We start from the raw sequence: 2,163 nt of genomic DNA, 5'->3' as shown, positions 1-2,163 counted from the left end.
TAGGGATCAGAACGCTGATATACAACAGGATAGATGAATAAAATATCAACAAAAAATAGAAATAATGTGGAGAATAGTAGAAAATAAAAAAAGGCTGCTCAAAAATTACTTTTGAGACAGCCTCTTTCCATTTCTCCCAACTTTTTTAATTTCTATTTTTAGTTTTCAAATATTATCCCTATCTTTGCACCGCCTTAGGCAATAGAGCCTATTGTATAATTTATTTCATGAACCCATTTTTAGACTTGGGGATCCGTCATGAAGTTGTTAATGCCATCACTGAGATGGGTTTCGAGAAACCATCTCCTATTCAGGAAAAAGCCATTCCTGTTTTATTGACTGGCAACGACGATTTTGTCGGATTAGCCCAAACCGGCACAGGAAAGACAGCGGCATTTGGTCTTCCACTTTTAGAGTTAATCGACTTTACTCAGAAGTATCCGCAGGCTTTAGTATTATGTCCTACACGTGAGCTATGCTTACAAATCGCAAAAGATTTAGAGAAATACGCCAAACACGTTGACAACGTACATGTTGTTGCCGTTTACGGTGGCGCCAATATCTCTGACCAATTACGCCAAATTCGCCGAGGCGTACAGATTGTCGTAGCGACCCCTGGACGTATGTTGGACATCATCGGCAGAAAAGCAATCGACTTCTCCAATGTGAAGTATGTTGTTTTAGACGAAGCAGATGAAATGTTAAACATGGGATTTCAAGAGGATATCAACAACATCCTTTCGGAAACGCCCGACACAAAGAAAACATGGTTGTTTTCAGCAACTATGCCAAAAGAGGTACGTCGTATAGCACAAAACTACATGACCAACCCTCATGAGCTTACAGTTGGTACGAAAAACACCGGTAATGTAAACATTGAACACCAGTATTATGTTGTAAAGGCTAGAGACAAATATGCGGCGTTCAAACGTATTGTAGACTATTATCCAGAAATTTTCGGTATTGTGTTCTGTCGTACAAAGATTGAAACACAAGAAATTGCGGAAGCTTTGGTAAGAGACGGCTACAACGCAGATTCGTTGCACGGAGATTTGTCTCAACAACAACGCGACAAGGTGATGAAGCGTTATCGTGATCGCAGTTTGCAATTGTTAATTGCAACAGATGTGGCAGCTCGGGGTATTGATGTGAACGATGTAACACACGTTATTAACTTCTCCTTACCCGACGAAGTTGAAAATTACACACACCGTTCAGGTCGTACGGCTCGCGCCGGAAAGACTGGTGTTTCCCTTTCATTAATCAATGTTAAAGAATTAGGAAAGATTCGTCGCATCGAAAAAATCATAGGCAAACAGTTTGAAAAGAAACAAGTTCCTCAAGCTGGCGAAGTAGTTGAAAAACAACTCCTTGCCATGACAGACAAAATACGCAACGTAGACATCAACGAGGAGCGAATTGCACCATACCTTCCAAGTATTATGGAAAGCATGCAAGATTTGTCAAAAGAAGACATCATAAAGCGTTTCGCTTCGTTAGAGTTTAACCGTTTCTTGGACTATTACCAAAATGCGCCAGATCTAAACGTTGATGCTCGCGAAAGAGACGGAGATCGTGAAGAACGGGGAGACCGTAGAAGCAGAACCGCTTCCAACGGATACACTCGTTTGTTTATAAATCTTGGTTCCGTAGATGAGTTTTCACGTGGTGATATGCTTGGCCTTATTTGCGACGCAGCAAATATTTCGGGAAAATCGGTCGGGAAAATCGATATGAAAGGCGTATTTACTTTCTTCGAGGTACAAGATGCTGATGTGAACAAAGTTTTTGAAGGATTTCAGGGTACAGAGTACAATGGTCGTTCGGTTCGCGTCGAAGTATCAGGAGAAGAAAGCAGCCGTGGAGGCGGTCGCTCTAGAGGTGGCGACAGCGGTGGAAGACGTAGAGATAGAAAAAGTGGAGGAAGTGGCTCTTCTCATAGAGGGGACAGACGGGATTCCGGAGGTTTCAGAGGAGAACGTAAACGCTCTGCTTCACGTTCTAGATATTAGTCATTACGATTTCTTATCATTGTTAAGAGGCTGTCTCAAAAGTAATTTTTGAGCAGCCTTTTTTTATTTTCTACTATTCTCCACATTATTTCTATTTTTTGTTGATATTTTATTCATCTATCCTGTTGTATATCAGCGTTCTGATCCCTAT

1 protein-coding gene is annotated in these 2,163 nt (G+C 41.1%); it reads left to right on the top strand.

Going from position 1 to position 2,163, the window contains the following annotated elements:
• Positions 1-227: 227 nt before the first annotated feature.
• Complete coding sequence (locus tag C5745_RS19820) at positions 228-2,012, top strand: DEAD/DEAH box helicase (RefSeq protein WP_105718750.1); 1,785 nt, start codon at positions 228-230, stop codon at positions 2,010-2,012.
• The last annotated feature ends 151 nt before the right edge of the window (positions 2,013-2,163 follow it).

This window comes from Sphingobacterium haloxyli (assembly GCF_002980525.1).
In the GTDB taxonomy this organism is placed as follows: domain Bacteria; phylum Bacteroidota; class Bacteroidia; order Sphingobacteriales; family Sphingobacteriaceae; genus Sphingobacterium; species Sphingobacterium haloxyli.
Note: the sequence above shows the minus strand (reverse complement) of the source record. Positions and strands in the feature narration are given on the sequence as shown.